Below are 25345 nucleotides of genomic sequence, written 5' to 3'. Positions count from 1 at the left end.
TTTTTTACTTATTTTCAACTTTCCTCCTTTTAGAAACAATTTTTTTGCATAACCTCTTTCTTGCTAAGCATATAGTGTTAATGATGACAAAGGAGGAATGTTCATGTCTCAATCTGAAATCGAAAAATATGGACAAGAAGCTGCACGTTACGAACAGCTCGCTCGTTACTATCAATTTCATAATCCAAAAAAATATGTAGAACTATATATGAAATATTATGATGCGCTTACGAAACTTGTACAGGCATACGAAAAAAGAGATTCACAAGAAGCTGCTTTACCGTCACACATTAGGTTTTTTCACTCAGCTTCCAATACACCTGCGATTGACATTTTAGTAAACGGACAAAAGGTTATTAAAAATATTTCATTTAAACAATTTAGTCCTTACTTAACATTAGTACAAGGTAAATACCGTATAGATATTGTTCCTGTCGGCAATGAAACTCCCATCTTTTCAGCTTTAGTACCAATAATGGGGAATCACTCTTATACTTTTGCGGCAATAAATAGTGACAATCATCTACAATTACAACCTATGCTTGATAATACACATTTACCAGCTGGTCAAGCAAAAATACGCTTTGCACATTTTTCTCCGGATACCCCTGTTGTAAATGTAAGTTTAAAAGGTGGTGATCATTTATTTGAAAATGTACTCTTTAAACAAATTACAGATTTTTTAGAAGTGAGCCCTGGTACAGCAGATATTGAAGTTTCACTCGCAGATAATGCAAGTGTCTTGCTAACTATACCGAATTTCAAAGTCGAACCGAACATCATTTATACCATTTCAATTTTAGGTTATTCAACGAAGGATCCTAAATTAGAAGCCGTTATCCTTACAAATTAAAACAGTCTACACCATTCATTTGGTGTAGACTGTTTATTTTTGAAACTCAATTTGAAATTCTGTCCAATCGTTATCTGAACGACACATGATGGACCCATTATGTTTTTCTACAATTTGTTTACATACAAATAACCCAATACCAGTTCCTAACTTTTTAGTAGTTACAAATGGTTCGAAAATTGTTTCTACATTTTCAGCTGGAATCATTGGTCCATTATTTTTTATTACAATTCGAATTGCTTGATCTTCTTCAAATACATCAACGATAATTTTTCGTTCTTCTTTTATCGATTCAAGAGCGTCAATTGAATTCATTAATATATTTAAAAATACTTGTCTCACTTCACTCCGATAACCAACAAGCGGAATTGGGTACGGCAAATTCTTTTCAATCGATACATTTGCATTAACCAAACTCGGATATAAGAACTGTATAATATCTTGAAACAAATCATTAAGCCAAAATTGTTCTGATTCCGTCCACATTTCTTTTTTCGATACGAGTAAAAATTGCGAAATCCGAAAGTTTAATTGGTCTAATTCATGAGAAATAATATCTAAATACGATAAACTAGGATGATCTGCCTTTAATAATTTGACAAATCCCATAATCGAAGTAAGTGGATTACGAAATTCATGTACAAAACTAGCTGACATTTGCCCTAATATCGTCAGCCTTTCTTTATGTGTTTCGTTAATATATTGCTGTTTTTCCTCTAAATTTCTTGATATAATTTCCGAGTATTTTAAAACAGTATAATAAATTAATTTGTCAAAACAAGTATGTATTTGAGCCATAATTGGTTTCAATTCACGTGCGCTAACCTCTAATTCACACATCGCTTCAAAAAGCTCATTTCTTCCCACGTTTGCATTATAAACAAAATCTCCAATATTCGCATCTGCTCCTGCACGTTCAATAGCAATTTTCTCGCATAATGGCTGAAGATAATCTATATCTTTTTCTTCCATTGTAAGTTCGATAATTAACTCTAATAAATCCTCTCCATTTTGAACTGCTTCTAGTTTAAATGGATCTTTATCGGAAATTATCATTTTGTTTTTCCAGTTCTCAACGAATTGGTGCCTGTTGTTTTTCAAGTGCGAACAAAATACTTCTTTAATATCCTTATCGATTGGAAAAACCCCCATTCCCTCCATTTCCATACGACGAACACCCTTTATATTTTGAATATTAACACAAAAAATGCAATTCGTTAATAGATTATTGTCACATTTTGTTAATATGTGTTGATAAAATTTTTAATGCCTTTATTAATTGTTTAGATTGATACATTTTATTTTCCTTCCTTTCATTCAAATTTTTTTACATTCGATGCGACTTTTTTTGCATCCTGCCTCATTCTTTCGTACAATAGAAAATGAAAGGTGTGAAAAATATGGTAAATAAAAATGTGGAAGATTATCTCCAAGAAGGCATTTACGGCCAAAAGCAGAACAAACCAGAAGAACGTAATATGTATTTAACTACATTACGTGAGCGTGTAGAAATCGCTTTAACTATCGGTCAAGTAATGCAAAGTAATGTATATTCTGAAGTAGCTAGTAGTATGCGCTCTTCTCAATCATTACAAATATTCCTAAATGGTGGCATTGCTTACCCACATTTATCAAAATACATTAAATTAGCAAATGAAAAAAATGTTCCTTTTACAATTGTTCAAAATAAAGGCATAGAAACGCCAATCGGTTTAGTATTATCCCATAGTACAGCTGTTGACAAAGAACAAATTTATGTAGAAGATGCTATTTTCAAACAAGAAATGAAGTAAAAGGTACACTTGATTAAATGAAATCGTATCGAGAAACATAAAACAAACAATAAAAAACGAGTATGGAATCGTAAACATTTCCTGCTCGTTTTTTATTACGATGTTTTAGCTCGATCTACTTTATTTTTTAATACACACTAATTTCATTTCTGTCATCTCTTCTATTGCATATTTAATTCCTTCACGCCCCGTGCCGCTTTCTTTCACACCACCGTATGGCATATGATCTACCCTAAACGTTGGAATGTCATTAATCATGACACCACCAACTTCTAACTCATCAATTGCCCGCATTGCTTTAAACAAATTATTTGTAAATACACCTGCTTGTAGACCGTAACGTGAATGATTTACTTGCTCTATCGCTTCATCAAATTCTTTAAATGTATTTACTGTCATAAGTGGACCAAATACTTCTTGGCACTGTACAGATACATACTCTGGAACATTTGTTAATACAGTTGGTTCAAAAATCCTTGCATCATGTTTCTTACCACCGTATAAAACAGCTGTCCCTTCCTTAATAGCTTCTTGCACCCACATTTCAATTCGCTCTACATCTTTTTTCGAAATTAAAGCCGATACATCCGTTTCTTCAAGTAATGGATCACCAACAACAACTGTTTCCATCGCTTTCTTTAGCTTTGAAAGAAATTCATCCATTCTCTTTTCATGTACAAAAACACGTTGTACCGAAATACAAACTTGTCCATTATTAACAAATGCACCCCATTTTACACGTTCAATTAATTCATCTGTTAACTCTACATCTTCATCAATAATAACAGCAGCGTTTGATCCTAGTTCTAACGTAACTCGCTTTAGCCCAGCCTTTGCCTTAATTCCGATTCCAACTTTCGGACTTCCCGTAAAAGTAATGGAAGCAACATCATCATTTGTAACTAGGGCCTCGCCTACAGTTGAACCAGGACCAGAAATAATATTTAAAGCCCCTTTTGGCAATCCTGCCTCTTCAAATAGTTCAACTAATGCGTAAGACGATAATGGTGTTTGATCAGCTGGTTTTAACACAACTGTATTTCCAGCAGCAATTGCAGGGCCAACTTTATGTGCCACTAAATTTAATGGGAAATTAAATGGTGTAATAGCTCCTATAACCCCAATCGGTTTTCGGATTGTGTATGCAATACGTCCATCTGCACCAGGTGCTGCATCAAGTGGCAGTGTCTCGCCGTATATACGCTTCGCTTCTTCCGCCGCAAATTTGTATGTCTGAACGGTACGATCTACTTCCCCCCTCGCAGCACGAATTGGTTTTGCAGCCTCTTTTGCAATAATTTCTGCAAATTCTTCTCTTCTTTCATCCATTTTTTGTGCAACCTTCTCTAAAATAGTCGCACGATCATATGCAGATAATGTATTCATTTTTTTCATTGCATTTTTTGCAGCAGTAACAGCCTCTTGTACATCTTCTTCCGTTCCTTGTGCAATTTCCGCTAACGTTTCTTCAGAATATGGTGCGTATAATGGTTTATACGTGTTTACAGACTTCCAATCTCCATTTATATATAAATGCTTTTTCATAATTCTTCTCCTTCCAAATATATGTATACAACAATACTTCACCTAGTGAAAGGTCTGACTTATGCCATTGTATCATAGCCCTTATTCTGCCAAAAACATTATGCTCAAAAAAACTCTGCCATATAGCAGAGTCTACGAACTAATTTGTTCTTGAAATTTAATTTGTTTTTCATCTTCTAAAATAACAATTGATTCTACATTTTTTGTAACTTCTAGTCTCTTTATATAGTGTCCATCTAATTCTTTCACACAAAACTTATAATTTTCAATTTCAATAAAATCCTCTTCAGCAATTTCTATATTTTTCGTTAAAATCCAGCCACCTATTGTATCAACACCATTATCATCAATCGTTAAACCTAATAACGTATTCACTTCACTAACAAGTACTTTTCCCTCTAGAATTGTTTTCGTTTCACTAACTTGTTGAATTTCTGGCTGTTCATCTGTATCAAACTCATCTTGAATATCTCCCACTATTTCTTCTAAAATGTCTTCAACTGTAACAAGTCCAGATGTACCACCATATTCATCTATCAATATAGCAATATGCGTCCTTTCTTTTTGCATTTTTAAAAATAAGTCATGTATTGGGATAGAGTCGATAACTAAAATGATTGGCCTAATATACTGCTCTACTTTCTTGTTACTTACTGCATTATGTTGCACAAAATCTGTGAAAATATCTTTAAAGTTTACAAAGCCTATTACGTGATCTTTGTCTCCATCTACAACTGGATATCTCGTATATTTCTCCCGAGACATTTTTTGCAAAGCTTCTTCAGCAGGCATTTCTTTACTAATAATATGCATCTCAGTTCGGGGTACCATTATTTCTTTTGCGATACGATCATCAAATTCAAAGATTTTATTTACATATTTATATTCAGATTGATTAATCTCTCCATTTTTGTAACTTTCTGAAACTAATAACCGTAATTCTTCTTCTGAATGAACCTCATCGTGCCCTTTCGGTGGTTTCAGCCCTAACAATTTCGTAATAATTCGAGCTGATCCATTTAGGATCCAAATAAATGGAAACGCCATACGATAAAAGAAAATTAACGGTATAGCAACAAATAAACTCACTTGTTCAGCTTTTTGAATCGCGAAAGTTTTTGGGGCCAATTCCCCTATTACAACATGTAAAAATGTAATAAACAAAAATACTAAAATTACAGCAAAAATGTCTGCCAGTTGAGTAGAAATGTTCAAATTCACAAAAAGCGTGTCAAACATTTGCTTTAACGCAGGTTTACCAAACCACCCAATCCCCAGAGCTGTAACTGTAATTCCTAGCTGACAAGCAGATAAATATTCGTCTAAGTTTGTAATGACTGTTTTGACAGATGTTGCGCGATTATTTCCTTCTGCAATTAAATAGTCAATTCGTGAACTTCGCACTTTAACAATTGCAAATTCTGCTGCAACGAAAAATGCCGTTAAGGCAATTAAAACAATCACTATACTTATACTATATATGTCCAAATACTTCTCCTTACTTACATTGTAAGCAAGGAAGCCACCTCCTACTTAATTTTATTCAAGTGAAGTAAGCATTCTAATACTCTAACAAAATTCTACATTAGCAACCACCTTTTTATATATTATATGCATACATAAAAAAGATATTTATCATTATGATAATCTAATTCATTTCCCTTAGTCAAATAATTCTAAATCTTACGATAAAACATTTTTATATACACGATATATTCTTCACAGCTTCATTTCGTGAAAAAACACTTTCTTTGCCGATTCCACACTTCTTTTGTCACACTTGAAGGGAACTTCCTTCATAGATCGAAATCATTCAACAGGATATATATAGGAGGGATTATTTTGGAATATAAAACACCATTTATCGCAAAAAAATTAGGTGTTAGCCCAAAGGCTGTTGTCCGGATTGCACAACAATTAAATCTTACGATAGAAAAAAACAAATATGGTCACTTTATTTTCACACAAGAAGATTTAGATCGAATGTTAGAATACCATCTTTCACAAATAGAGCAGTCTCCAAACTCTCACCCAACTCCAAACACACCATCAAACGATGTTATAGAATTAAAAACGCAAGTAAATACAATTGTTCAAAACATATCATCGCATGATTTTGAGCAATTAGCAGCTCAATTAAACACAATTACAAGAAGGCTTGATCGAATGGAAGAACAGATGCAAGATAAGGCAAATGATGTTGTTACGTATCAACTTTTACAACATCGCCGTGAAATGGAGGAAATGTTAGAGCGCATTCAAAAGCTAGAGGCTACACTCAAGAAAGAAGAGCCAATATATATAACTCCAGATACTAAACCAACATATGAACGTGAGAAGAAACCGAAGCGCCGCAAAATGATTTTTAGTATATTTGGATTATAACTTTTAGACCCTTATTAGAATAATAAGGGTCTTTTTTCATGAAGAATGATTTCATATTAAATTAGCATTCTCTTTATTATACATATTTATTTCGCTTTATTTGGTTAACATAATATTCTTACTGTATTCTGCGATTAATGCCTGTGCATGAGCATTCCCTTGAATTACATCTCGAAATTCTTTTAAAGAATACAAATGCGTAGCCCCTTTTCGGGCATGAATTCGTACTGGTACACCTTGTAAAGTATCATGAAACTGAAATGGCTTATCTATCGGTTCAATTGGAAAACCAAGTGTTACTAAATACATATACATTCTTTTTGTAACTGCTGCAATATACCATTCTGCTTTCGTTTCTAATGCATGCATAAATAAAATAGCTGTTAGTCTTTTGAAGTGTCCTCTCCCACGAGACGTTTTCGCAATACTTAGCTTGCCTATTTCATATACATTTTTCAAATCTTTTACTAAATCATTTTTAGAAAACGGATAGAAAAACTCAGAATTTGATTGCTCTGGTACCGTATACTTAATACATTCTACTGTACCGATATGATGTTCATCTTCTATTAATAAAAATCGTGATGGATTTAAATTACGTTCTACGAACATTAAGTTTCTTTCTTCACAAAAATCTCCCCATAGTTGCTCGAACCAAAAATGTTCTTCCTTTGTTTGAACCCGCTGGAACATATTTCCCCGCCTTTCCCATCGCCGCTCTGTTTTTGATAACGCTTTCACTATCTATCATATAAGAACACATCTTCGTATGCAACTAAAAATATTTACGACTTATTATATTCTGCAAAATGAATTAAATTCCATCTTAATCGTCTTTTATCCCTCATGTACCGTTCTTCTAACACCATATTTATATTACTTTCAAATTCAAATCGTATGGAGCTTCCTTCCATACTGCATATAATTCTGCTTAATCTAAAAAAATCCTTTATAAAAAAGGATTTCTTTTACTTCTTCATGCTTTTTAACCACTTCTCAAAAATTTGTACCATCCCATGTTTTCCGGCTAATTTCTTTTCCCCTTGCTTCGTTTTATATGGATATAATTGCAAGAACACACCACACCCGGACTCAATTTTTTTACTATGCATATGACTTCCTGGATATACACAAATAACTTCATAAATGGCCCTTCGATAATAGACTCTCTTTCCATCCTGTTCTTCTACATATTTGATAGACCAATACTTATACATTTGCTCAGTTGCTTTCGTATTTCCAACGTGCTGAAAAATATTGTACATCGGGCTATACTTCACTTCAATAATAATAGAAGATTGATATACGTATTTCCCTTCTTCCTTTACATAACAGTCTAAACGAATATCTGGCTTCTTCGTATCTTCTCCATTATAAAAATTACTCCCTTTACTTAATGCAATAAGAGGATGTGTTTCAATTAAATCATTGAATGCGACATGTACCCTCATATCCTCTCGGTGTAAAACAACTGTCGTTCCATCCTGTAATCCATCTACATAAAAATGTTCTTGTATTTGTTCACTGATGGGATTTATAGCCTCAAAACCAATTTGCTCTAACATGGAAATAACGATAAAAAAAGCGTAATATTCATACACTAAAAATGTTGGTTTATAAACAAATAATAAAGATGGAGATTGATCTGTATATTGTGGAAGTAAATCTAAATGCTGTAGTAGTTGTTGATGTGGTATCGGTAAATTATGTGAGTTCATGTTACCCGTTTCAGAAACTTCTCTCCAAAATGGAGAATGCATTAAAGTTTGAAAGTATTGTACACTTTCATGTACAAAATGTGCTAATATTTTATATTCTTGTATCTTCATAGAACTTTTTCGCAAATCCGCCTCTTTTAGTAAATGTATATTTTTATATTTTTGCTTCTCTCTATCGGTCACTGATCCATTACGCTCAATTGTTTGTATAATCGTTTTTACAGCCTGAAATTCTTCTGATTTCTTCTTTTTTCCTCTTTCTAATATTTCAATTGTTTGACGTAAAAAACTTTCAGCTTCAAGTAAATAGAGATTAAATTGCATCGCTTTAAATTTAAGAAAAGCATTTTCCTTACTATTTTTTTGTTCTATAAACTTACGATTATATTTTTTTGCATAAGGTTTTCTTTCCGCCACTATGGCTCCTTTTCTCGTTGCTTTCCGCTCCTTTTCTTCCCATTTATATTCATGTATAAAATTTGAACTCAATTCTATTTTCTTAAAAATTTGCTTTATCTTTTTCATTTTTTGCGGCAACTTTCTAAGTAACACTAAATAAGAAGAATCTTCAATATCACTGAGTGCAGAAAAAGTCTTTTTATAATAACCTCTATCTAAAATCAACTCATTTAAAATTGACTTTACATAGTTTTGAATCATTTCAAATTGATCATCAAAAAAATTTTTTGGAACGACTTGAAAAGCGCCATAATACGTTTTATCTTCTATATTCACTTCAAAATGATATAAGCCACAACGCCAAGGATAAAAGAATTCCGTTTTTCCATGTTCATATATTAATACCTTTTGTTTTTTTTCATTTATTTCATATTTTGATTCCTTTATATTTTTCTGTCCCTCATATACTTTATTCCATATAAAAGTAATATTCATTGGACTTTCATAATGGTAATGCAATCTAATTGGTTTTAATTCTTGTACTTTATAAATACACTGAACTAAAGCTGTAGTAGATGTACAAAGACGATTTAATAATATATATTCCCCTTTTGCCTCAGATCCAATGATTAACTTTAATACAAAAGGGAGTGTTTCTTTCGTATCAACGATTTCTGTTACATATCGCCCTTCATTTTGCATAACCATACAACTCCAGTTCTCTACGTTTTTCTCTTATATATGCTAAAGAGTGTTCAAATGTAGATACTCTGTTTGCAAGTTGCGATTGTAAAAGAGGTACTAATGTCGCCCCCCTTTTTACTTCTTCAGAAAGTAAAGAGCCCACCATCATTTCAGTCCCTCTTATTTTCGTCAATACACGCTGCTTGATTTGTAAATCAAATCCTTCTTCTCTACTGATCATATAGGAATGATTATTTTGAAACGGTATATTTTGCAAATAAGTAGCTATTGCGTTTGCACATCGAAATGAAATTCCCTTTGACATATCGTGTGATGACAATACAACATGTAACTTATCTAATAGCTCTAACTCTTCTTCAGAAAACACCTCGATCATCGCTTTATTTCTGACCCAACTTATACGAAATTCTCCTGCAGTTACTTTCAAAGGTGGTTGTAATACAATTTTCTCTTGTTCCATACACATCTCACAAAACGGAATCTTTTGTAACGTTATTAAATTCGTCCGATCTAATAATCGATCTGAGAGCTCTTTCGTTGTTTCATCAAAATTTACTGTACCTACAAATATAATATTTTCACCAATTTCAATTGTTGGTGGAATTGGATTTTCTTTTTCTTGTACACCTTCATACAAATTTAAAATACGGTTTTGCTTTTCAAGTTGAAGAACAGATAGAAATGGAGTAAACCAATGCTCAATATGTGACATATTCATTTCATCAAAAACGATTATATAAAGCTGATTTTGATTTTCTTTTGCCTTCATTAACGCCCTAACTAATTTTGTTTCACTTTCCATAAAAGTACCATTTGGGTGAAGGTAACCAAGTAAATCATGTGGTTCTTGATACGATGGTGAAATCGGAATCCACACCAATTCTTCCCCATACTGTAATCCAAGTGCTTCTGCATAAGCTTGCACAAAACGGGATTTCCCGGCGCCTGGTATACCACCAAGAATCGTCAACATATTTGTTTTCGCACTTATATGGAAATTATAAATGTCCGTTTCATCCAAATAGAGCCCTTTATTGCGTACAAAACTTTTTACATACTGTAAAAAGACGGATTCACGCTCATCCCATTCCCATTCATCCTTGTGCACTTTTATTTCCTCTACTTCTACACGCTTACCTTCTTCAGTCATTCGTTTTTTTAATTGCTCATACATGTGATTACTTACAAAATACAATTGATCTTCTACCGCTATTTCTACATGCTTACCCCAGTCATTAAAGTCGATATACTTACATTCCCGCTGCTGTTCAAAATAGGCAATTGAACTAATTGATGATGACTTTAAAGATATATTTCCATATAACCTTCCATCGTGCCACAATAATTCAGGAGGCTCAAAGTCTTTCGGATATTTGGGCATTAAAAATGACAAATATCCATTTCCAAGTTTTCTTTCTAAAGACTCTCCTTTTTTGTATTCGGAAACTTTAGGTACTGGAATCATTTTATAGCCATTAGCCATTTCTCGCGGTTCTTCTGCACAAATTAACTCCACATATATATGTCCTCTCTCGTAATAGAGACGAAACATAACCAGTTGCTTTTCTAATTTTCTTTTCTTTAATTCCGAAAAGACTTTTTCATTCTTTTTATTGCTACATAAACCTTCAAATACGTATGGTTCATTTTTTAATTGCTCTTGTAACGTGAATGGTATTGGCGATAGGCATTGTACAAAGAAGTTCTCTCCATTCTTCTCTCTCTCTGCTTTTGTAAACTTTCCGATAAACCTCATATAGTACATTCTTTTTATAAAACTTGGCTGAAGAGCTTTATGTAATTTCACCTTCGTCACCTTCTTTTTTTCATACTATTCTTAGTGTATGAGAGAAACGAAAAACTAGAAACAAAAAACCTGACGTTATCCGCCAGGTTCAAAATGAAAACGTATATTAATGAGATGGAAATGCTTTTTTCTCTTGTAAAATGGCATTATGTGCAATTTTCATTTTAGCAAGTACATATCGTAATCGATCTTCAGCGTTTTCATCTGTATTTTGCTGTAATTCCGCCAAATTCTCTACAGCACTTGCTAAATTTTCAATCACTCCTCGTAGTTCAGGATGATGATTAAAAAAGGATTCTTGCACTAATACTTTCCTTACTTCACTCGCTAAATCAACAATTCTGGTTAACTGTTCTTTTTCTTCCATTTTCATCCCTCCTGAATATCTTATGTATTAAATATTCTCTAGACAAAGAAAAAAGCCCTTTATTTAAAAGGACTTTTACATTTTTATATTTCCAGTCAATAACATATAGATTGATGTGATAGCTGCAATAACAATTGCCCACATTACATATCTCTCAATACCTCTAAAACAACGATTTCCTTTTTCTTTTCTTGCATACACGTAAACAATAATCCCGATTCCATATACGATTGAAACAAGTAATAAATTTTTCAAACCTGCTGCATATAGAAGCCATACAGAATAAATAGAAGCAATTAAAGCTAACGAGCCGTTTTTTACTTTTGCATCTTTTAGTTCGTTTGTAATAACTAATTTGAATTGGAATAACGCTGATAATAAATATGGTACTAAAATTGATGTTGACGCTATGAAATACATAATTTGATAAGTCGATTCTGAAAACAGAACGATTATAAATATAATTTGGGCAACGCCATTTGAGATCCATAATGCCATATGTGGCGTTTGTTTTTTATTTGTTTTCGTAAAGACTTTTGGAAACACGCCATCTTTTCCTGCTACGTGGGAAATTTCAGAAACAAGTAAAAACCAGCCTATTAATGTACCTACAAGTGAAGCAACTAATCCGATGTTAATCGCAACTGCGCCCCATGTCCCAACAACATGCTCTAATACATGTCCCATTGACGGAGTTTCTAACACGGAAAGCTCTCCTCTTGACATCGCTCCCATTGACAAGACAGAAATTAAAATATAAATAGACATTACTAAAATAAGTCCAAGTACTGTCGCTTTACCAACATCTCGGCTATTTTTCGCTCTACCTGATAATACAACCGCTCCTTCAACCCCAATAAAAACCCAAAGAGTTACAAGCATTGTATTTTTCACTTGACCCAGTATAGAGGAAACTGAGATCGTTCCTTCTCCCCAAAAATCATGTGTAAATGTATCCCAGCGAAACGCCGTTACCATTACAACAATAAATAAAACGATTGGAACTAATTTCCCTATCGTTGCAATAACATTCATAATAGATGCTTCACGGATTCCAAATAAAATTAGAAAATGAAGTGTCCATAATAAAAGTGATGCTCCTACGATAGACGCAACATTATTTCCACCTTTAAAAATTGGGAAGAAATAACCTAATGTACTAAACAGTAACATGATTGTTGCAACGTTTCCTAAAATTCCTGCTAACCAGTATCCCCAAGCACTGTTAAATCCAATATATTCACCGAAACCAGCACGTGCATAACTATAGATTCCGCCCTCAAGCTCTGGTTTTTGTCTTGCTAACGTTTGATATACGAGCGCGAGTGGAATCATTCCCATCGCTGTAATACACCAGCCAATTATTATAGAGCCGCTATTTGCTCCTACTGCTAAATCATGCGGTAAACTAAAAACACCGCCACCAACCATTGTTCCGACTACTAATGCAATTAATGGAAAAAATCCTAACTTCTTTTCTATTTGTACCACCCCATCTGTCATTCTAGGTGTTATGTTCGTTCAACTATTAAAGTCACCTTTTTCTCTAATAGACGTTTCTCTTATATTTTTTCAGGAAAACATTACTTATTCTAAAAGAAAATGAAGAAAAATGGAATACTTTTTTGAAAAAATGTATAAGTATGCACAAAAAAACCGTTCATTTTGTAATGAACGGTCATTTCATACATATAAATTTGTATATTTCTTGTAAAATTAACGAAGTAAATTCTCTTTTTGTAAAAATTGTTTTGCTACTTCTTCACTACCTTTACCATTCACATTTACTTCATAATTCATTTTTCGCATTTCTTCATCGGTAATCTTCCCAGATAATTTATTTAATACTTTTTCAAGTTCAGGATATTTCTGTAACGTCTCTTTTCTTAATAACGGTGCACCTTGGTATGGTGGGAATAATCCTTTATCATCTTTTAGCACTTTCAGTCCGTATTGCTCAAGTTCACTATCAGTTGAATATGCATCGATTACATTAACATCCCCTGATTGAATTGCACTATAACGTAGTTTCGGTTCCATCGTTTTCACATTTGCAAACTTATAGTTATATAATTTTTGCATTCCTTTATAACCATCTTCACGATCAGCAAATTCTAATGTGAATCCTACTTTCGCATCCTGTGCCATTTTTCCTAAATCAGAAATTGTATTTATATTATTTTGATCTGCTATTTTTTTCGGCATGGCTAGTGCATACGTATTGTTATACTCCATCGGCTTCAACATCACCATATCATATTTCTTTTCCATTCCAGTGCGTGCCTGCTCATATACTTCATCCCGATTTGTACTTTTTGGCTCTTCTTTCACGAAAGTAGATAAAGCTGTTCCCGAAAATTCAGGGTATATATCTACTTCACCCGATTTCAATGCTTCAAATACAAATGCTGTTTTTCCAAGACCTGGTTTTAATTCTACATGTAAATCGGTATCTTGTTCGATAAGTTGCTTATACATTTGAATTAAAATTTCAGGTTCTGATCCAAGTTTGCCAGCAATAACAATATCTTTCTTTTCTGTATTCCAAAGAAATGGAGAAGCAATCATGATACAAACAATACATATCGTCAATATAACACGCTTAGAAGAGCGTTTTGGGCTCTCAAGTACTCGAAGTACTACATCAAAGAATAAAGCGAGTAACGCGGCTGGTACGGCCCCTAAAATGATAAGTGCATGATCATTTCGATCGATACCTAGCAATATGAGTTTACCGAGCCCACCAGCACCTATAAGAGCTGCTAATGTAGCCGTTCCAACAATTAATACCATCGCCGTACGAATACCGGCCATAATAATTGGTAATGCAAGAGGAAGCTCTACCTTCCACAGTCTTCTCCAGCTATTCATTCCCATAGCTCTCGCTGCTTCGATTAAAGATTCATCTAACTCCCTTATTCCTGTATATGTATTTCGTAAAATAGGTAATAGTGCATACACAACTAATGCAATAATGGCTGGAAGTTTTCCAATTCCTACTAACGGAATTAAAAGTCCGAGTAATGCCAGTGATGGGACCGTCTGCATAACTGCAGAAGTTCCTATAATAAACTCAGCCATTCGTTCTTTTCTCGTTAATAAAATACCAAGCGGTACCGCAATAATTACTGCAAAAAATAATGAAATAAGCGATATTTGTAAATGCTCACTTAATGCAGTAAGTAATTCTATTTTTCGTTCTTGGAACGTTTGTATAAAATCCGTCACTGTTTAGCCTCTTTCCTTCATTTGTTCAACTATGTAATTGACAATATGACGACTTGTTAAAGCTCCAACATATTGACCATTTTCTTCAACTGGCACTGATTCTTCAGCTTGTAAGCAAATAAGTGCTTCTTGTAAAGGAGAATGCAAAGATAAAGCAATCCCTTCAACTCGTGTGCGATCGTCTAGCGGCATTACATCTCCTATATTCATGCCCTCATACCAAGGTCGTCCACGATTTCCAATGAACTCCTCTACAAATTCATTTTTCGGATTATGTACAATTCCTTCTGGTGTATCTAATTGAACAACTTTTCCTTCTTTCATAATGCAAATACGATCGCCAAGTGATAACGCTTCTTGCATATCATGCGTTACAAATACAATTGTTTTTTGAATCTTTTTTTGCAATTGTACAATATCCTTCTGAAGCTGCTCTCTACTTAGTGGATCTAACGCACTAAATGGTTCGTCCATAAGAACGATTTTCGGATTTGCGGCTAATGCCCGTACAACACCAACGCGCTGCTTTTGACCTCCTGACAATTCATCAGGCATACGATCGCGATATACGTCTGGATCTAGCCCGACCATCTGTAGCAATTCATCGACACGGGCTTTTGTTTTTTCTTTGCTCCATTTTCTCATTTCAGGAACAACTGCAATATTTTCTGCAATTGTCATATGCGGGAACAAAGCGATTTGCTGCAACACGTATCCTATATTCCAACGTAATTCGTTTATATTATATTGTTGAATATCTTTTCCATCGATTAAAATCGATCCTTCAGTCGTTTCAATTAAACGATTAATCATTTTCATTGTCGTTGTTTTCCCGCAACCACTCGGACCAATAAGGACAAAAAACTCTCCCTTTTTAATTTCTAAATGCAATGAATCCACTGCTTTCGTGCCATCTTCATACGCTTTTGACACATGATTAAATTGAATCACAAATACAACTCCTTTATCGTTGTTTCCTTTATTTTGATGGAAGATGGAATTCATTTCAAATGATACGCATTATTCTACAAAAAAAGAGCCCCTATTTGAGCTCTAATGGTCGAACAATATTGTTTTCATTATTGCAGCATATTCACGTACATACATTTTCCTCTTAGAACGCATTGGTGTTTCAGCAGCTAGTGCCTCCATCTTCATGCCTAAACGCTTTGCAATTATTTTCGTTCTATATAAATGATACGTATTACTTACAACTACCGCATGTTTCACATCATATAAATCCATACTAAACTTTACATTCTCATACGTATTTGTAGATTGATCTTCTATTAAAATACGACCATCCTCTATACCATGTACCATTAAATAGTTTCTCATACTATGAGCTTCCGGTATATCTTCATCTTCCCCTTGACCACCTGAAACAATTACTTTCGCTTCAGGATGGGAATATAAATATTCTAACGCTACATCCAAACGGTTTTGAAGAGATAAAGACGGTCTATCTCCAAATAACTTTGCGCCTAATATAAGAACGTACGGAGAGTGATTACTCAATTTTTCACGGGCAACATTTTTCATTCGAAACGTCATATAAAGAATGTATAGTGGTGGTAATAATAAGATTATAAGCAAGATCCATTTGTTCATAAATTAGTTTGCACTCCCTTTCTATTTATTATATAGAAAAAGATAGGAAGGCAGAAGTACTTTTTATCCCGCGTTAACGGGCAGTAAGATCCCCACTGATTAAAGTTTCACTTTATACGATTGATTTATTCTCAACGTTCGTCCCTACTTTACGTTGAGAAAGTATATAATACATAGCGATTCCTAATGAAAAGATCAATATGCAGCTTAATACGTAAAAAGGGAGCATTACCCCAGTTTTAGAAACACCAACTGTAAACAGCATTAATAATACAATTCGTATTCCTGTACCAATTAATCGAAATAAGCTGTCTACACGTCCCATTACTTCGTTTGGAATTTCCTCCATCATCAATACATTTCTTGCCACTCTTGTACCCGCATTTCCAACTGCATGAAAAATTGCAAGTCCATATAACAACATTACGGAAGGCTCAATAATCATTGCGGTAATTGAAATTACATAAATGAGCATCGTCATCACGATTGAAACTTCTATCTTTATATATTTCATCATAATTGGAATACCTATTCCCGCAAGAACCGCTCCGACACCGTACATCATACCTTCTATTGCGTATACTGAGGCACTGGCTTTTAATATATCTGAAATATATACCGGGATTAAATAATTTGCCATCATCACACCGATAAAAGGCATATAAGTTGCAAGTAAAAACCAAAAGAACTTCGGACGCTTTTGCATGAAGTGAATCCCTTCGAACAATTGCTTCTTAAATGTTACTTTCTTTTTTACTTCCTTTTTCTTTACGTACGGTATACATAAGAAAAGGATGAAAGCTCCTGCAAAAGTTAACATATCTACTAACAAAATCCATTTTAAAGAAATGATTTCAATAAGGAAGCTAGCAGCCGCTCCTGAAATAACTTGTGTTAACTGTCCTTGTATTTCCATTGTTCCACTTAAATTTTTATAATGTTCTGCTTGAAATATCTCTTGGTTGAACGCAAATATTGTAGGATAAAATAATAAATAGTAAAATGACCCTGCTATATAAATAAGAATATAGTGAATTGAATGATAAGGTTGCCCAGTAAATCCCCATATAGCCATCATTCCTATAACGACTATCCCGATACCTTCATTACATAATAATAAAGATTTTCTTGAAAAGCGATCAATACTTTGCCCAATAAACGGTGTTAATAAAAACATAATCAGAGTTGCGATGATGGAAACATAGCCAAACGTAGTATCTCCACCACTCTCTTTAATTAACAGCCACGGAATCGTTATCATAACAATTCCGGAACCAATAGCTGATAAACTATTGGCCCCTAGAATGAAATACAAGCGTGAATCTTTATACAGAGATGGCATATCACTCAACTCCTAGTTGTTTTTTCACCTCTTTATATACACCCATATATGCTTTTAATTCTTTAACTAAATCATGAATTAATGGTTTTGCATCTTCTCCCAGTTCACCGTCTTGTACATGAAGTCCATCAAGCACCACTTGTTTTGGGATGGCATTTGCGTATACCCCTCTTGCAACAGTGCGCATACTGTTTAATGCGTTTATTCCACCTTTACCGCCTCCTGCAACTGCAAGTAATGCGACAGGTTTATGAACAAATTCACTACTACTTAAGTAATCTAACGAATTTTTCAACGCACCACTCATTGCATTATGATATTCAGGTGTACATAGTACTACACCGTCTGCAGTTTTCACTAACGCCTTTAATTTTTTTACCGCTTCTAATTCACGTTGTGATTCTTCCCCATTATATAAAGGCAATTCCTCTGCTGCTAAATCGTATAACTCCCCTTCAAATTGATCAGCAATATATTTTGCCACCACACGCGTTCTACCGAATTTTCTTGGTGTACCGTTAATAACGACTAGTTTCATAATTATTTCTCCCCTTTGTTTTCAAGTTATACTTATATATTATCAGAAATTTCTATACAAAACACAATATAAAGAGGGAACTAGCTTGATAAAATAGTATGATAGGCAAAAAAAGAACTCATACGAAAGTATGAGTTCTTCACAATTACGATTCTCCACCATTATGACTCAGTATACCTCTGCTTCCATTCGCTTCAAAATGGGTATACGCTTTTTCTGCTAATTTAGTACGTTCTTCTGGTAAAGCTATATATTTCAAAATATTTTCTATTATTTTTTCGTACGAAGTAAACACAATTCCTGGCCACTCCATCTCGTCCTCTGGATTACTATTTTCCGAAATAATAAATTTCTTATTTGCCACTGCATAAGATACCCGAGGTGTTTCAAGAATGCCTGACAAGTAAAAATGAATATTTAATATAATTTTAGACCTAGCAATCAACTCATTTCTAGCAATTCCCCACGCATTATTTTTAAAAACTATATTTAAATTTGGAGCAACTGCTTTTAATTGATCTAAAATAGCTTGCCGCCTCGAATTAAGAGCACCTATAAACAGTATATCAATGTCTTCAGTGACCTCATCATCAAATGCATCTTTTTTTATTTCCAAAGTTGGAGCATAGTTCATTCCTACATGTTTTATTTCTTTTCCTATTCCTTTTTGTTTTAACCATTCTATATTTTGTTTACTATAATCCCAAATCTCCTTATCTTTTAACAATATTAAATAAAATGGATGGGCATAAGGGCTTCCTTCATATAGCTGTTCTAAATTATAAATAATTGCATTTTTCGGTAGTAGATTTGGGTTATGTGCATACGTATGTGCTCCAAAAACAATTGTATTTTTCACATTTTCTAGTATTGTTTCTGATATAATTGCTGTATTTCCCTCTTGCTCCAATCGCCATTTCAATGCTCGCGCGACATCTATAAAACTACCATACGTCTTTGGACATATAAAAAGACAATAATCATATTCTTTATTCAAATATGCTTCCATTAGTCTTAAATTATTTTTATATAAATCCACATCTGGATATTTCAGTAAAAGCTCATTTGCATGTTTTTTTGCTACTTTATATAATCCAGCATAATAAGCAGCAATGCACCTTCTTAATTCGATTTTTTCCCGATGCTCATCCGCTACGTCCATTTCTAAAAGAAGGTTTGCGACACAATACGCTTTTAAATGATCACGATCATAATAATAATCTAGTAGTGGCATCAATTCTTCATACGTATTTCCATGCACAGATTCACCTAGTTCAAGCGCCCATCGTATTAATTCCATGATTACTCCACTACTCCTTTAACTGAAAATGTATTTAATAAAATTTCGCATTACTTTCTACCATATTTGCTATATGAAACGGTAGCTCTTCTTTTTTCGATTCCAAATATTTTTGTGATACTGCACCTAAATGTTTTTTATGCGGTATATAAAAAGCACTTATAGAAATCTCATAGTCAAATAAGTAATCATACACATGATAATCTACAAATAGAAGATCATTTTTCGGAAAAGGAATTTCCTTCCCTTGCAACGCATACATCAAAGCAATATTATTTTGAGATTTTAATCGATACATTCTTGCAAGCTGGTATAATGGTTCAGCCCGAGTTGGTCTATATTCCCACGCTTTTTGAAAATAAAGAATAGCTAATGCTGTATATTGCTCTTCTTGGTTCTTTGCATTTTCTATTTCATCAGCTTCTGTTACTTCATATTGTTTATTTGCTGAACGGTTTGCTAATTGTTCATAACAAAATCCTATTCGCAATAACGAATAGAACACCTCTTCAACCCATCCACCTGCTTCCACCCGTTTTTTATACCATTTAATAGAATCTTCAAATTGGCTTAAATGAAAATAAGTTTGGGCTAAATAAAATAAATATCTTATATGCAAATCTGGCGTTGTTTCTGGATCACTCAACCCTTGTAACAACAACCTCTCATCTCTTTCGAATTTATCAGCTTTACTACCACCATCTCCAGGATCGTTAACGACAAGTGTCTCTAGCCTAGCTACCCTCGTATTGTAATCCGCACCAACTTTGGAACGATCTATATCCCAATACTCATGAGTAACACCGACAGATTTCCATGGTAAAGAAGCTTTCAAAAGGCGTGTAAGCCAATACTTAATATGAATATCATATTGCAATGTAAGATAATGGTCTTCCGTTAAACTAGTCTTATCAAACTCTGGATCAACTTCTAATATCATATCAGCATCTAATATTAATAAATAATCTGCTTCCGGATATGTTTTTTGTGCCAATGAAACTGCTAAACTTCTGTTATAACCAAAGTTTTTAAAAGGTTCATGATGAACTGTTCCAGGGATTTCATTTTCTTTACACCAATTTTCAATAATTTCAGGTGTATGATCAGTTGATCCCGTATCACAAATAGAAACAAAATCTACAATTGATTTTGTAGCATTTAAACATCTTTCCATAATTCTAGACTCGTTTTTAACAATCATACAAAGACATAACTTTTTTTCTTCCCCTGTATTCTTTACTTGCTCATTTCCCATTTAACCACCTCATATTTTATTAACACGCTCTTCTCGTATGTAACACTATTTCATAGCTACACTGATGACATAACCATCCTTTTACTATTTATGAAAACTTCATTTTATTTATTCTTCTTTTTATATTGGGACATCTTTCATACTTCCCTTTATATTTGATAAAATCTGTACAATTAAACAATGTTTGATTGGTATTTTTAAATGAGAAACTTCTTTCACTATAAAAAAAGAAACTTGCGCTTATGCACAAGTTTCTTTTCAAAAATCATTCCCTATTTTTTCACAACTTCATGTCCACCGAACTGATTACGAAGAGCTGAAACTACTTTTCCGTGGAATGTATCATCTTCTTGAGAACGGTAGCGCATAAATAATGACATTGCGATTACTGGTGCTGCCGCTTGAAGTTCAAGTGCCGTTTCCACAGTCCATTTCCCTTCTCCTGAAGAGTTCATTACACCTTTAATACCATCTAGTTTTGGATCATCTGCAAATGCCTTTTCAGTTAAGTCCATTAACCAACCACGGATAACTGATCCGTTCGCCCATACTTTTGCAACATCTTCATAATTGAAATCAAAGTCACTCTTATCTAGTACTTCAAATCCTTCAGCGATTGCTTGCATCATGCCGTACTCAATACCGTTATGAACCATTTTTAAGAAATGACCACTACCAACACGGCCAGCATAAGAATAGCCATTTTCTACTGCTAAATCTTTAAATAAAGGTTCTAATTGGTCGTAAATTTCTTTTTCTCCACCAACCATTAAGCAAGCACCGTATCTAGCTCCTTCTACACCGCCTGATGTACCGATATCTACATAATGTAATCCGAAGCTTTTTGCTTCTTCAGCACGGCGTAACGTATCTTTATAGAATGAATTTCCACCTTCAATAACGATATCGCCTTCCTCTAATAATGGATACACATCTTTTAATACTGATTCAACAACTTCTCCCGCAGGTACCATTACCCAAATTGTACGTGGAGCTTCTAGTTCAGCTATCATTTCTTTTAATGTATGACGAGCAGTAATCCCTAAAGCGCCTGCCTTTTCAACAAGCTCTTTATTTACATCGTATACAACTACTTCATGCTTGTCTTCATATAAATGTTCTGCTAATGGAAATCCCATTTTTCCTAATCCAATTAAGCCTAGTTTCATATTAATCAATCTCCCATTCTATACAAATATATTTAATAACGAAATTAGTCCAAGTGCTACAACAGATAATATTGTCTCCATTGCAGTCCATGTTAATAATGTTTCTTTCACAGTCATTCCGAAATACTCTTTAATCATCCAAAATCCAGAATCATTTACATGTGATAAAATTAATGATCCTGCACCTGTTGCAAGTGCTAACAGTTCAACGTTTACACCTGGTGTACTTGCTGCAATTGGTGCTACAATTCCAGCTGCTGTCATCATAGAAACTGTAGCAGATCCTGTCGCAATTCGGATAAGTGCCGCAATTCCCCAACCTAATAATATCGGTGAAATATGAGATTCTTTCGCCATTTCTGCGATTGTCGTTCCAATTCCAGAATCCAATAATACTTTATTAAACGCGCCGCCTGCACCGATAACTAACAATATGTTCGCAATAGGCCCTAAGCAATCATTTGTAAATTGTAATACTTTATCTTTTGAGAAACCTTTTGCATAACCAAGACTAAAGAAAGAATATATCGTTGCAATTAATAATGCGACGATTGGATCTCCAATAAAGTGTAATACTTGTGCAAGTTGACTTGTTTTGCTTAGCGCGACTTCCGCAATCGATGCACCTAACATTAGAAATACTGGAAGTAAAATAGTAAACAATGTATTTCCGAAACTAGGAAGTTCCTTCTTCTTATCTCTTTCAATAAATTGCTCTGCTATATCTAATGGCACTTCTTTATGTATACGAGCACCAATCCATTTCCCGTAAAGCGGACCTGAAATGATTGCAGTTGGAAGTCCGACAATTAATGCATATAAAATTGTTTTCCCTACATCTGCTTTAAAAATACCTACCGCTGCCATCGCTGCTGGATGCGGTGGAACGAGTCCGTGTACAACAGATAGTCCTGCTACTAGTGGAATACCGATTGTAATAAGTGATACCCCCGTTTCTAACGCAATTGTAAATACTAATGGAATTAATAGTACAAATCCAACTTGGAAAAATACTGGAATACCTACTAAAAATGCAACGAACATCATCGCCCAGTGAACACGTTTCTTCCCAAAACGATCAATTAATGTGGTAGCAATTCGTTCAGCACCGCCAGATTCGGCCATCATTTTTCCAAGCATCGTTCCTAATGCTAAAACTATCGCTAAAAACCCTAACGTATTACCAAGCCCTAGTTTAATAGAGTCGATAATCCCTGGATCTTTTGGCGAAGTTCCAATCAATGGCATTCCCATTGCTAGCCCTACACCAATTGCTGTTAAAATTAACGCGACAAATGGATGCCATTTTACTACCGTAATAAGTAAAAGTAGTATGACAACTGCCGCTAGTACGATCCCCACTACCATTTCTCCCAATCCCCCTATTGTTTACGTTGGAAAGCAGCTATACAATCAAATTCTTCTTTCAAGCGATTGTAAAGTCGTTCATACATATAAAACATTTCTAAATATATAGCCGTATTTTCTTTATTCGGTACATGGTGATGAACAATATCAATCCAATCCTTTACCTCTTCAAGAGAATCAATTTTTCCTACAGCATATAAAGCAACTGCCGCTGCCCCAAGCGCAGATGCTTCATGACTTTCAGGAACAAGCAATTCTTTTCCCATCATATCGGATAGCATTTGTCTCCAAAATGCAGATTTCGCAAATCCTCCTGAAACGCGTATTTCAGTAAGTGGCCCTGTACAATCCCTAATTGCAAGTGCAACAGAATATACGCTCATACAAACACCTTCCATAACTGCTCGTATAAAATGTTCTCGTTTATGCTGAAGATTAATTCCAAAGAATGTACCACGCGCATTTGCATTCCAGTAAGGTGCTCGTTCTCCAGAAAGAAATGGTAAAAATAGCAATCCACCTGCTCCAGCTGGTACACTTTCCGCATATTTAATTAATAAATCATAAGGATCAATGCCAAGCTTCCTTGCTACTTCTTGTTCTGGGCTACCGAATTCATCACGTAACCATCTCAATAATATTCCGCCGTTATTCGTTGGTCCGCCGATCACCCAGTGCTCGTCTGTTAATGCATAACAAAACGTTCTTCCTTTTTCATCTGTATTAACACTTGATGAAATTGTTCGAACCGCACCACTTGTTCCAATCGTAATTGCAGCCGATCCAGGCGATATTGCCCCAACGCCTACATTCGCAAGAACACCATCACTTGCACCAATAACAACTGGAGTATCTTCACGAATGCCCATCTTTTGTGCTAATTCAGGTTTCATCCCCGATAAAATATATGTAGTTGGCACAGGTGTTGATAATTGTTCTGGTGACATATGTAACATCGTTAAAACATCTTCATCCCAGTTTAATGTTTCTAAATTAAATAACCCAGTAGCAGATGCTATCGAATAATCCACTACGTAACGTGAGAATAATTGATACATAACATACTCTTTAATGGAAATAAATTTATAAGTACGCGCATATAATTCTGGCTCTTCCTCTTTCATCCACAATAATTTAGAAAGTGGCGACATCGGATGAATTGGTGTACCCGTTCGTCTATAAATATCATGCCCATTCATATGTTGTAATAATTTTTCTGATTGCTTCGTACTTCGATTATCTGCCCAAATGATAGAACGCGTTAATGGCGCACCATTTTCATCTACTGCAATTAATGCGTGCATCGCTGTACTAATACCGATTGAAGAAATATCTTCTGGCAACACGTTAGCTTTTCCAATGGCAACGCTTACAGTTTTATATACAGCAGCACATATTACATCAGGATCTTGCTCAGCCCATCCGACGTTCGGTTGAATAATTGGATAATCAACTGCATGTGATGCAACGACTTTTCCTTTTTCTGTGAACACAACCGTTTTTGTACTTGTGGTACCGATATCAACCCCGATAACTCTCCCCCTTGTTTCCATGCAAATCTTCCCTTCGTTTCTAGCAAAATACGATCTAGTAAACCGTTTACATGAATTAGTATATAAAATATTTTTTCTTAAATCAAGTTTTAAAAAGAAAATTTTTTTCATGGTAAAAAAACAATCCTCACATTCTATTTCACTTACATACTAAATTTAGCTTTTCCCCGCGGTAAATTTGCGTTATATTCGTTACGCAACACACTCTTTTTCTTTCATTAACAACACATAGAGAGTCCTTCCATACGTTCTATTCATTTGCATAAAAAAGGAGTTGTACAGCAACTACCTCTGCAATGGCATTTTTTTTGCACTTTGCTCGTTTTTATTGTATTAAGTTCACTCGTCTGTTTATCTTAATAGTCTTAAAGCGTGGATCCTACTATCACTTTATTAACTTGTAAATATA

Annotated in this window: 21 protein-coding genes; 3 read left to right on the top strand and 18 right to left on the bottom strand. The window is 34.3% G+C overall.

Going from position 1 to position 25345, the window contains the following annotated elements:
• Window positions 1–103: 103 nt before the first annotated feature.
• Window positions 104–853 (top strand): DUF4397 domain-containing protein, encoded by a 750-nt coding sequence (locus ACHZK0_RS10975; RefSeq protein WP_395761538.1) that lies wholly within the window; start codon window positions 104–106, stop codon window positions 851–853.
• A 33-nt stretch (window positions 854–886) separates the two neighbouring features.
• On the opposite strand, the gene ACHZK0_RS10970 is transcribed toward ACHZK0_RS10975, so the two are convergent.
• Window positions 887–2020, bottom strand: coding sequence for a BA2291 family sporulation histidine kinase (locus ACHZK0_RS10970; RefSeq protein ID WP_080467794.1), 1134 nt, complete (start codon window positions 2018–2020; stop codon window positions 887–889).
• Between the two features lie 233 nt (window positions 2021–2253).
• Here ACHZK0_RS10970 and ACHZK0_RS10965 point away from each other — a divergent pair, with 233 nt between their 5' ends.
• The gene (locus ACHZK0_RS10965; protein WP_000247570.1) at window positions 2254–2646 is read left to right on the top strand and encodes a YueI family protein; all 393 of its coding nucleotides are present in this window, start codon (window positions 2254–2256) and stop codon (window positions 2644–2646) included.
• Between the two features lie 120 nt (window positions 2647–2766).
• On the opposite strand, the gene ACHZK0_RS10960 is transcribed toward ACHZK0_RS10965, so the two are convergent.
• Both ACHZK0_RS10960 and ACHZK0_RS10955 read right to left on the bottom strand, forming a co-directional pair.
• Window positions 2767–4191 (bottom strand): aldehyde dehydrogenase family protein, encoded by a 1425-nt coding sequence (locus ACHZK0_RS10960; protein ID WP_262741738.1) that lies wholly within the window; start codon window positions 4189–4191, stop codon window positions 2767–2769.
• A gap of 132 nt (window positions 4192–4323) precedes the next feature.
• Entirely contained in the window at window positions 4324–5679 is a 1356-nt protein-coding gene (locus ACHZK0_RS10955) for a hemolysin family protein (RefSeq protein WP_270343663.1), read from the bottom strand.
• Between the two features lie 354 nt (window positions 5680–6033).
• Here ACHZK0_RS10955 and racA point away from each other — a divergent pair, with 354 nt between their 5' ends.
• Entirely contained in the window at window positions 6034–6576 is a 543-nt protein-coding gene (gene racA / locus ACHZK0_RS10950; protein ID WP_262741740.1) for a chromosome-anchoring protein RacA, read from the top strand.
• 96 nt (window positions 6577–6672) lie between these two features.
• Here the strand turns inward: racA and ACHZK0_RS10945 are convergent, their stop codons facing one another.
• The 15 genes from ACHZK0_RS10945 to gntK all read right to left on the bottom strand — a co-directional run bounded on the left by ACHZK0_RS10945 (window position 6673) and on the right by gntK (window position 24936).
• On the bottom strand, window positions 6673–7269 hold the full coding sequence (locus tag ACHZK0_RS10945; RefSeq protein WP_061678435.1) for a hypothetical protein: 597 nt from the start codon (window positions 7267–7269) through the stop codon (window positions 6673–6675).
• A 275-nt stretch (window positions 7270–7544) separates the two neighbouring features.
• Window positions 7545–9395, bottom strand: a complete 1851-nt coding sequence (locus ACHZK0_RS10940) for a hypothetical protein (protein ID WP_395761537.1) — start codon at window positions 9393–9395, stop codon at window positions 7545–7547.
• On the bottom strand, window positions 9385–11205 hold the full coding sequence (locus ACHZK0_RS10935) for an AAA family ATPase (protein ID WP_262741742.1): 1821 nt from the start codon (window positions 11203–11205) through the stop codon (window positions 9385–9387). Before ACHZK0_RS10935 ends, ACHZK0_RS10940 begins: the two co-directional genes overlap by 11 nt.
• Before the next feature lie 106 nt (window positions 11206–11311).
• On the bottom strand, window positions 11312–11572 hold the full coding sequence (locus ACHZK0_RS10930) for a hypothetical protein (RefSeq protein ID WP_000391452.1): 261 nt from the start codon (window positions 11570–11572) through the stop codon (window positions 11312–11314).
• Between the two features lie 75 nt (window positions 11573–11647).
• Window positions 11648–13075, bottom strand: coding sequence for a basic amino acid/polyamine antiporter (locus ACHZK0_RS10925; protein ID WP_061678438.1), 1428 nt, complete (start codon window positions 13073–13075; stop codon window positions 11648–11650).
• A 213-nt stretch (window positions 13076–13288) separates the two neighbouring features.
• Window positions 13289–14800: an ABC transporter permease/substrate-binding protein gene (locus ACHZK0_RS10920; protein WP_270343669.1), complete on the bottom strand. Its 1512-nt coding sequence runs from the start codon at window positions 14798–14800 to the stop codon at window positions 13289–13291.
• Between the two features lie 3 nt (window positions 14801–14803).
• Window positions 14804–15751: an ABC transporter ATP-binding protein gene (locus ACHZK0_RS10915; protein WP_262741744.1), complete on the bottom strand. Its 948-nt coding sequence runs from the start codon at window positions 15749–15751 to the stop codon at window positions 14804–14806.
• A 102-nt stretch (window positions 15752–15853) separates the two neighbouring features.
• Entirely contained in the window at window positions 15854–16411 is a 558-nt protein-coding gene (locus ACHZK0_RS10910; protein WP_395761536.1) for a YdcF family protein, read from the bottom strand.
• A gap of 112 nt (window positions 16412–16523) precedes the next feature.
• Complete coding sequence (locus ACHZK0_RS10905; RefSeq protein ID WP_395761535.1) at window positions 16524–17753, bottom strand: MFS transporter; 1230 nt, start codon at window positions 17751–17753, stop codon at window positions 16524–16526.
• Between the two features lies 1 nt (window position 17754).
• Entirely contained in the window at window positions 17755–18291 is a 537-nt protein-coding gene (locus ACHZK0_RS10900) for an NADPH-dependent FMN reductase (protein ID WP_000780350.1), read from the bottom strand.
• Window positions 18292–18436: 145 nt separating this feature from the next.
• Window positions 18437–19591 carry a glycosyltransferase family 1 protein gene (locus ACHZK0_RS10895; RefSeq protein ID WP_262741746.1) on the bottom strand — a complete coding sequence of 385 codons (1155 nt, stop codon included), beginning with the start codon at window positions 19589–19591 and terminating at the stop codon, window positions 18437–18439.
• Window positions 19592–19625: 34 nt separating this feature from the next.
• Window positions 19626–20846, bottom strand: coding sequence for a glycosyltransferase (locus tag ACHZK0_RS10890; RefSeq protein WP_262741747.1), 1221 nt, complete (start codon window positions 20844–20846; stop codon window positions 19626–19628).
• Window positions 20847–21118: 272 nt separating this feature from the next.
• Window positions 21119–22015: a phosphogluconate dehydrogenase (NAD(+)-dependent, decarboxylating) gene (gene gnd / locus ACHZK0_RS10885; protein WP_000765992.1), complete on the bottom strand. Its 897-nt coding sequence runs from the start codon at window positions 22013–22015 to the stop codon at window positions 21119–21121.
• A gap of 18 nt (window positions 22016–22033) precedes the next feature.
• Window positions 22034–23383, bottom strand: coding sequence for a GntP family permease (locus tag ACHZK0_RS10880; protein WP_061678446.1), 1350 nt, complete (start codon window positions 23381–23383; stop codon window positions 22034–22036).
• Window positions 23384–23397: 14 nt separating this feature from the next.
• Entirely contained in the window at window positions 23398–24936 is a 1539-nt protein-coding gene (gntK, locus tag ACHZK0_RS10875; RefSeq protein ID WP_395761534.1) for a gluconokinase, read from the bottom strand.
• Window positions 24937–25345 lie beyond the last annotated feature (409 nt).

It is taken from the genome of Bacillus sp. 3G2, from assembly GCF_044324725.1.
Taxonomy (GTDB): Bacteria; Bacillota; Bacilli; order Bacillales; family Bacillaceae_G; genus Bacillus_A; species Bacillus_A mobilis.
Note: the sequence above shows the minus strand (reverse complement) of the source record. Positions and strands in the feature narration are given on the sequence as shown.

Bases quoted from the DNA above. Each gene is read 5' to 3' on its own strand.
- ACHZK0_RS10970 (WP_080467794.1), bottom strand. From the start codon at position 2,020: ATGGAAATGGAGGGAATGGGGGTTTTTCCAATCGATAAGGATATTAAA.
- ACHZK0_RS10965 (WP_000247570.1), top strand. From the start codon at position 2,254: ATGGTAAATAAAAATGTGGAAGATTATCTCCAAGAAGGCATTTACGGC.
- ACHZK0_RS10900 (WP_000780350.1), bottom strand. From the start codon at position 18,291: ATGAAACTAGTCGTTATTAACGGTACACCAAGAAAATTCGGTAGAACG.
- ACHZK0_RS10975 (WP_395761538.1), top strand. From the start codon at position 104: ATGTCTCAATCTGAAATCGAAAAATATGGACAAGAAGCTGCACGTTAC.
- ACHZK0_RS10925 (WP_061678438.1), bottom strand. From the start codon at position 13,075: ATGACAGATGGGGTGGTACAAATAGAAAAGAAGTTAGGATTTTTTCCA.
- ACHZK0_RS10890 (WP_262741747.1), bottom strand. From the start codon at position 20,846: ATGGGAAATGAGCAAGTAAAGAATACAGGGGAAGAAAAAAAGTTATGT.
- ACHZK0_RS10960 (WP_262741738.1), bottom strand. From the start codon at position 4,191: ATGAAAAAGCATTTATATATAAATGGAGATTGGAAGTCTGTAAACACG.
- ACHZK0_RS10895 (WP_262741746.1), bottom strand. From the start codon at position 19,591: ATGGAATTAATACGATGGGCGCTTGAACTAGGTGAATCTGTGCATGGA.
- ACHZK0_RS10945 (WP_061678435.1), bottom strand. From the start codon at position 7,269: ATGTTCCAGCGGGTTCAAACAAAGGAAGAACATTTTTGGTTCGAGCAA.
- ACHZK0_RS10905 (WP_395761535.1), bottom strand. From the start codon at position 17,753: ATGCCATCTCTGTATAAAGATTCACGCTTGTATTTCATTCTAGGGGCC.
- ACHZK0_RS10940 (WP_395761537.1), bottom strand. From the start codon at position 9,395: ATGCAAAATGAAGGGCGATATGTAACAGAAATCGTTGATACGAAAGAA.
- gnd (WP_000765992.1), bottom strand. From the start codon at position 22,015: ATGAAACTAGGCTTAATTGGATTAGGAAAAATGGGATTTCCATTAGCA.
- ACHZK0_RS10910 (WP_395761536.1), bottom strand. From the start codon at position 16,411: ATGAACAAATGGATCTTGCTTATAATCTTATTATTACCACCACTATAC.
- gntK (WP_395761534.1), bottom strand. From the start codon at position 24,936: ATGGAAACAAGGGGGAGAGTTATCGGGGTTGATATCGGTACCACAAGT.
- ACHZK0_RS10880 (WP_061678446.1), bottom strand. From the start codon at position 23,383: ATGGTAGTGGGGATCGTACTAGCGGCAGTTGTCATACTACTTTTACTT.
- ACHZK0_RS10930 (WP_000391452.1), bottom strand. From the start codon at position 11,572: ATGGAAGAAAAAGAACAGTTAACCAGAATTGTTGATTTAGCGAGTGAA.